This is a genomic window from Desulfuromonadales bacterium (assembly GCA_035620395.1).
GTDB lineage: Bacteria > Desulfobacterota > Desulfuromonadia > Desulfuromonadales > DASPGW01 > DASPGW01.
In genome coordinates, this window is record DASPGW010000196.1 from 1 (window position 1) to 6,212 (window position 6,212).

Consider the following 6,212-nt stretch of genomic DNA (forward strand, 5'->3'; position numbering starts at 1 on the left):
ATCCGTATCTTACGGACCCGTGGCTTTGCGTCGCCGGATTACTCCGGTTTTGCCATTATCGGAGAGTTGATTGTTTAAATATTAAATCTGACAGCATCCTTTCAGGGAACTTTTGCAAAGTTAAATGACTACAATAAATTAACAGTTGCCGACTGGTCCTTTGGACGCCCTGTCTTCTTGGATAGCAACATCCATACCAATTGTCTCGCCAGACCTGACCCGCTGCCAACAGAATCATTATTATCCTGCCAGGAGCGCTAAAAGCGGTCAACCGGAAAAAGGCCTCCCCCGACGCTACCTGTTGATTCAACGCTTTGCGAACCGATGCACAAAACGCAAACCAGGGCGCGATTTGTGCGATATGGCGAGACAGTTCGTTATTTGACTACCTATGAATCCAATCAATATCATCGCCAACCAACCGAAAAGTCAAAATCGTGAACGAAACACCAAAGCCTTGAGCCAAAAAGTCAAAATCCTGACCATTAAAAAATCATTGCATTGACGCTTTACTTGTGATATTTGGCGTACAAAGTTCCGGTAGAGTTTGTGTCACTTCATCAGGCGAGCCGCACAGACTTCCGAGGTTGTGCGGTTTTTTGCATGGGGCGCCGACCGGAGCAAACATTCCATGCCGGCTCGACCGGAAAAGCAAAGGAGCAAAAGCAATGGCACAGGGTACGGTTAAATGGTTCAACGACGCCAAGGGTTTCGGTTTCATCCAGCAGGACGGTGGCCCCGATGTTTTCGTCCACTTTTCAGCCATCCAGGGTGACGGGTTCAAGTCCCTGGCCGAAGGCGATCGGGTTTCTTTCGACGTCACCCAGGGCCAGAAGGGTCCCCAGGCTTCCAACGTGCGCAAGATCTGAAACCAGACGGCTTTCATTTCCGCCCAGACGAAAAGCCCTGCAAGATGCGCGGGGCTTTTCTTTTTCTCCTTCGAACTCCCGCCTTTCGCCTGACCGCAAGCCCCCATCCAGACGGCATCCCCGCCGGCTTTGGCCTTGACATCCCAACAGCGTATTGTTAACGTACGGTCTTTGACAAAAGGGTGGCGGACCGGCTACCGAAAGAAGTCCATACAGAACCGGGATTGTGCTATGAAGGTGCTGGTTTCCGACAGGTTTTCCTCCGAAGGCCTCAGGGTCTTTGAGCAGGCCCAGGGAATCGAACTGGCATACCATCCGGGCATTTCCTCAGACGAACTGCTGCAAGCCGTGGCCGATGCCGACGCCTTGGTGGTGCGCGGCGGCACCCAGGTGACGGAAGAAGTATTCCAGGCGGCCGGCAGGCTCAAGGTCGTCGGCCGGGCCGGTATCGGCATTGAAAACATGGACCTGGAGGCCGCCAACCGCAAGGGCGTGGTGGTCATGAACACCCCCTTCGGCAGCACGACCACCACGGCCGAACACACCATCGCCATGCTGATGGCGCTGGCCCGGCAGATCCCGGAGGCGAGTCACTCCACCAAAACCGGCCATTGGGAAAAGAACCGCTTTCTCGGGGTGGAGATCGCCGGCAAGACCCTGGGTGTCATCGGCGCCGGCAAAATCGGCCACCTGGTGGTGGAGCGGGCGCTGGGTCTGAAAATGCGCGTCATCGTTTTCGACCCTTTTCTCGCCGAAGAACGGGTGCGCCAGATGGGGGCCGAGCCAACGGACCTTGATGATCTGCTGGCTCGATCCGACTTTCTTACCCTGCACATTCCCCTCAACGCTGAAACGACCCATCTGCTGAACGAAGATGTTCTCACCAGAGTCAAACCGGAATGTCGCATCATCAACTGCGCTACCGGCGGACTCATCGACGAGTACGCACTGGCCAGGGCAATCCGTGAAGGCCGGGTGGCCGGGGCGGCGATCGATGTGTTTGCCAAGGAACCGCCCGATCCCGACAACCCCCTGCTCTCCCTTGAACAGGTCATCTGCACCCCGCACCTGCGTGCCGCAACTCTCGATGCGCAGGTCAACGTCACGGTCCAGATGGCACAGCAGATTGTCGACTTTCTGCAGCGCGGCATCGTCGTCAATGCCCTCAACGTCCCCTCGATCAACGCCGACCTGCTGGCGGTGATCCGGCCCTACGTCGAACTGGCCGAAAGGCTGGGCTCCTTCCAAGCCCAGATCTTCGCCAAGGGACTGCAGGGAATTTCCATCGAATATGCCGGCAGCGTCACCGACCACCCGACCGAACCGCTCACCATGGCCCTGCTCAAGGGGCTGCTGACGCCGATGACCGGTTCGATGGTCAACTACGTCAATGCTCCGCATCTGGCCAGGGAAAGGGGCATCCGCGTCGTCGAGGCCAAAAGCAGCACCACGGACGGCTTCGCCAACATGATCCGCCTGTCGGTGTCGGGCATCGACGGTGAGCGTTCGGTCTGCGGCGCCGTCTTCAGCGAACGCGACTACCGAATCGTGCAGGTGGACGGCTACCATGTGGAAGCCATTCCCGAGGGACATATCCTGGTACTGCACAACGACGACCGTCCCGGCGTAATCGGCTTCATCGGCCAGGTTCTCGCCGACGCCAGAATCAACATCGCCATGATGAACCTGTCGCGGCGCAAGATCAAAGGGAGGGCCATCTCCCTGATCAACGTCGACAGCCGCATCCCCGAGGAGGTCCTCGACACCCTGCGGAGCAACGAGCACATCCTCTCGGCCGTACAGGTCAAAATCTGACTCCGCCGAGGCCTTGCCCTGTTTCCGGTTATGAATAAGGACAGCATTCAGTGACAAACTCAACCGAAGCCGCAACCGAGGCCATGCTCCCCAAGGGAGTAAAGGATTTTCTGCCGATCAAAGCGGCCAAGATCGGCTACCTGCAGCAGACCCTGTTGCAGATCTTTTCCCGCTGGGGCTTCCGGCCGATTATCCCCCCTTCACTCGAACATCTCCATGTTCTTGAGCGCGGCATGGGCGCCGGACTGCGGGAGAAAACATTTCGTTTCGACGACCGGCAGAGCGGCAAACTGGTTGCCTTCCCCCCCGACATCACCCCCCAGGTGGCCCGCATCGTCGCCACCCGGATGCGGGAGATGCCCCTCCCCTTGCGACTTTGCTACGCGGGACGCGTGCTGCGCCACACCGAACAGCAGGCCGGCAAGGACCGGGAGATCTTTCAGGCCGGGGTCGAGCTCATCGGCCTGGACAGCCCGGAAGCGGACGCCGAGATGATCGCCATGGCGGTCGAGTGCCTAAAGGCCCTGGGCGCCCGGGAATTCACCATCGATATTGGCCAGGTCGAGTTCTTCCGGGGGGTCATGGCCGACCTGCCGCTCTCCGACGCCCTGAGCCGGGAAGTACGGGAGGCCATCGGCCGCAAGGACAGCTCCGGGCTGCAGGCGCTGCTCGAGCATGCCCCGTTGAGCGACCAGTCCCGCCGCGAGATCCTTGCCCTGCCCCGTCTTTTCGGCGGCCGGGAAGTCCTGGCGAAAGCCGAAGGGACGGTAACCAACGATCGCTCACGCCGGGCGCTGGAAAACCTGGCAAAGGTTCTCGACGTGCTGGCGGTCTACGGGGTGGAAGAACACGTGACCCTCGACCTGGGGGAGTTGCGCGGCCTCGATTACCACACCGGCCTGACCTTTCAGGGCTTTCTCCCCGGCCTCGGTCGGGCGGTCTGCTTCGGCGGTCGTTACGACAACCTGACCGCACGCTACGGTTATCCGGCCCCGGCCACCGGCTTCGCCTTCAACCTGCTCAACCTCCTTTTCGCCCTCGACCGGGAACTCGATGCGGTGGCCGCGGAGAGCACCGACGTGCTGATCTTCCAGGCCGGGCCCGACAAGGCGGCCGCCCAGCGGGCCGCCCGAGCCCTGCGTACGCGCGGGTACTCGGCAGCCCGTGACATCATTCAGCGCGGACTGGAAGAAAGTCTCGGCTACGCCCGGCGGATGAACTTCCGGTTTGTCATGATCATCGGCGAGGGGAGCGAGGAAGTCCTGCTCATCCGTCTTGCCGATGGCTCGGAACAACGCCTTCCGTACCAAACGGTCATCGGCGGAAATTTCACTCTGTAATCTCTATTCAGGAGAAGGAATACCATGGCCAATGTAATCGTCGTAGGCGCCCAGTGGGGCGATGAAGGGAAGGGCAAAGTCGTCGACATCTACACCGAATTTGCCAACGAGGTGGTGCGCTACCAGGGCGGCAACAACGCCGGCCACACCCTGGTGGTCGGCAACGAGAAGACCATCCTGCATCTTATCCCCTCCGGCATCCTGCATGAGGCAAAGCGCTGCATCATCGGCAACGGCGTGGTCCTCGACCCCAAGGTATTTCTGCAGGAGATCGAGAACCTGAAGAAAAAAGGGTACCTCAAGGACGACAGCCAGCTGGTGGTCGACGGCAACATCCACATCATCATGCCCTACCACAAGGCGATCGACATCGCCCGGGAACAAAGCTCGGGGGCGCGCAAGATCGGCACCACCGGCCGGGGGATCGGTCCGACCTACGAGGACAAGATCGGCCGCCGCGGCATCCGCCTCGCCGACCTGGTCAAGCCCCAGGTCTTCGCCCGCAAGCTCAGGGAACTTCTCCCGGAAAAGAATTTTCTCCTGGAGAAATTCCTCGGCCAGGCGCCCCTCGACGAGGCGGCGATCATCGAGGAATACTCCGGCTACGCGCGCAAGATCGAGAAATTCATCGGCAACGCCTCGATCATCCTCAACCAGAGCATTGCTGCCGGGCACAACATCCTTTTCGAAGGGGCACAGGGAAGCCTGCTCGATGTCGATCACGGCACCTACCCTTACGTCACCTCCTCCTCCACCATCGCCGGCGGCGCCTGCACCGGCACCGGCGTCGGCCCCCGTTTCATCAACGAGGTGATCGGCATCTCCAAAGCCTATGTCACCCGGGTCGGCGAAGGCCCCTTCCCCACCGAACTCAATGACGAGATGGGCGAGAAACTGCGCCAGGCCGGCCAGGAGTTCGGTTCGACCACTGGCCGCCCTCGCCGCACCGGCTGGTTCGACGCCGTGGCCCTGCGCGAGGCGGTGCGCACCAACGGCATGACGGGGCTGGCCATTACCAAGATGGACGTCCTCAATGACCTGGAGACGATAAAGATCTGCACCGGCTATTCCTGCCGGGGCGAATTCATCGAGGAGTTTCCCCGCGACCTCGACATCCTCGCCGAGTGCAAGCCGGTTTATGAGGAGCAGGAAGGGTGGCAGTCCGACATCTCCGGTGCCAGCCGCGTCGAGGAACTCCCGGTCCAGGCCCGCAACTACCTGAAGAAACTTGAAGAAGTAACCGGCTGCCCGGTGGTGCTGGTCTCCGTCGGACCGCGCCGCGACCAGACCATCCAGCTCCGGAACCCTTTTGCCTGAACATCGGCAGATAAAAAATCTAAAAAAGGGTTGACTCCGGCCGACGATTTGAGTATAAAGTCATTCCTTGTGAGCCGGTAGCTCAGTCGGTAGAGCATCTGACTTTTAATCAGATGGTCGTGGGTTCGATCCCCCCCCGGCTCACCATTTTTAAAAGTAGTACCGCAGGGTCATTTCCTGCAGGGTACCGAAGCTTGGTCCCTATCGTCTAGCCTGGCCCAGGACACCGGCCTTTCACGCCGGCGACGGGGGTTCGAATCCCCCTGGGGACGCCAAAAGAAACAGCCCCATCGCCCACCACGGCGGTGGGGCTGTTTGCTTTTTCTCCTGCGTCCGACTCGTCAGACCAGTCGGACAGGTCGGACCACACCAACAGAAGAAAGTCGCAAAAAGATGAAACTCGTCGAAATCTTCTCCGACGGCGCCTGCTCCGGCAATCCGGGACCGGGCGGCTGGGGGACCATTCTGCGCTGGGACGGGAACGAAAAGGAGCTCTCCGGCTTCGAGCCGGAGACGACCAACAACCGCATGGAACTCACCGCCGCTATCGCCGGGCTCGCCGCCCTCAAGCGCCCCTGCCTGGTGCGGCTGACCACCGATTCCGAGTACGTTAAAAAAGGGATCACCGAGTGGATCGACGGCTGGGTGCGGCGCGGCTGGAAGAACTCGCAGAAAAAGGACGTCGCCAACCGCGACCTATGGGAGCGTCTGCTGGAAGAGAGCCGCCGCCACCAGGTCGAGTGGTGCTGGGTGCGCGGCCACGCCGGCCATGAGGAGAACGAACGCTGCGACGAGTTGGCGCGAGCCGCCATCGCCGACGGCCGGCGGCGCTAGAATTGGCAAGGCAATTAGCTTCCCCCCTTTCGTAAAG

5 protein-coding genes, 2 tRNA genes and 1 riboswitch are annotated in these 6,212 nt (G+C 60.3%); all 7 genes read left to right on the forward strand.

The window, feature by feature from the left end:
* Positions 1 to 64, reverse strand: a riboswitch (cyclic di-GMP riboswitch). This riboswitch is flagged as partial in the annotation.
* Positions 65 to 668: 604 nt separating this feature from the next.
* The 7 genes from VD811_10840 to rnhA all read left to right on the forward strand — a co-directional run bounded on the left by VD811_10840 (position 669) and on the right by rnhA (position 6,175).
* Positions 669 to 869: a cold-shock protein gene (locus VD811_10840; GenBank protein HXV21469.1), complete on the forward strand. Its 201-nt coding sequence runs from the start codon at positions 669 to 671 to the stop codon at positions 867 to 869.
* Positions 870 to 1,100: 231 nt separating this feature from the next.
* Entirely contained in the window at positions 1,101 to 2,684 is a 1,584-nt protein-coding gene (gene serA / locus VD811_10845) for a phosphoglycerate dehydrogenase (protein HXV21470.1), read from the forward strand.
* A gap of 50 nt (positions 2,685 to 2,734) precedes the next feature.
* On the forward strand, positions 2,735 to 4,024 hold the full coding sequence (locus tag VD811_10850) for an ATP phosphoribosyltransferase regulatory subunit (GenBank protein ID HXV21471.1): 1,290 nt from the start codon (positions 2,735 to 2,737) through the stop codon (positions 4,022 to 4,024).
* Between the two features lie 24 nt (positions 4,025 to 4,048).
* The gene (locus tag VD811_10855) at positions 4,049 to 5,341 is read left to right on the forward strand and encodes an adenylosuccinate synthase (protein ID HXV21472.1); all 1,293 of its coding nucleotides are present in this window, start codon (positions 4,049 to 4,051) and stop codon (positions 5,339 to 5,341) included.
* Between the two features lie 71 nt (positions 5,342 to 5,412).
* Positions 5,413 to 5,488, forward strand: a tRNA-Lys gene (locus VD811_10860).
* 50 nt (positions 5,489 to 5,538) lie between these two features.
* Positions 5,539 to 5,616, forward strand: a tRNA-Glu gene (locus VD811_10865).
* Positions 5,617 to 5,734: 118 nt separating this feature from the next.
* Positions 5,735 to 6,175 carry a ribonuclease HI gene (rnhA, locus tag VD811_10870; GenBank protein HXV21473.1) on the forward strand — a complete coding sequence of 147 codons (441 nt, stop codon included), beginning with the start codon at positions 5,735 to 5,737 and terminating at the stop codon, positions 6,173 to 6,175.
* Positions 6,176 to 6,212 lie beyond the last annotated feature (37 nt).

What these genes read in the sequence shown, in the direction of transcription:
- VD811_10840 (HXV21469.1), top strand. Translation starts at nt 669, where the DNA reads ATGGCACAGGGTACGGTTAAATGGTTCAACGACGCCAAGGGTTTCGGT.
- serA (HXV21470.1), top strand. Translation starts at nt 1,101, where the DNA reads ATGAAGGTGCTGGTTTCCGACAGGTTTTCCTCCGAAGGCCTCAGGGTC.
- VD811_10855 (HXV21472.1), top strand. Translation starts at nt 4,049, where the DNA reads ATGGCCAATGTAATCGTCGTAGGCGCCCAGTGGGGCGATGAAGGGAAG.
- rnhA (HXV21473.1), top strand. Translation starts at nt 5,735, where the DNA reads ATGAAACTCGTCGAAATCTTCTCCGACGGCGCCTGCTCCGGCAATCCG.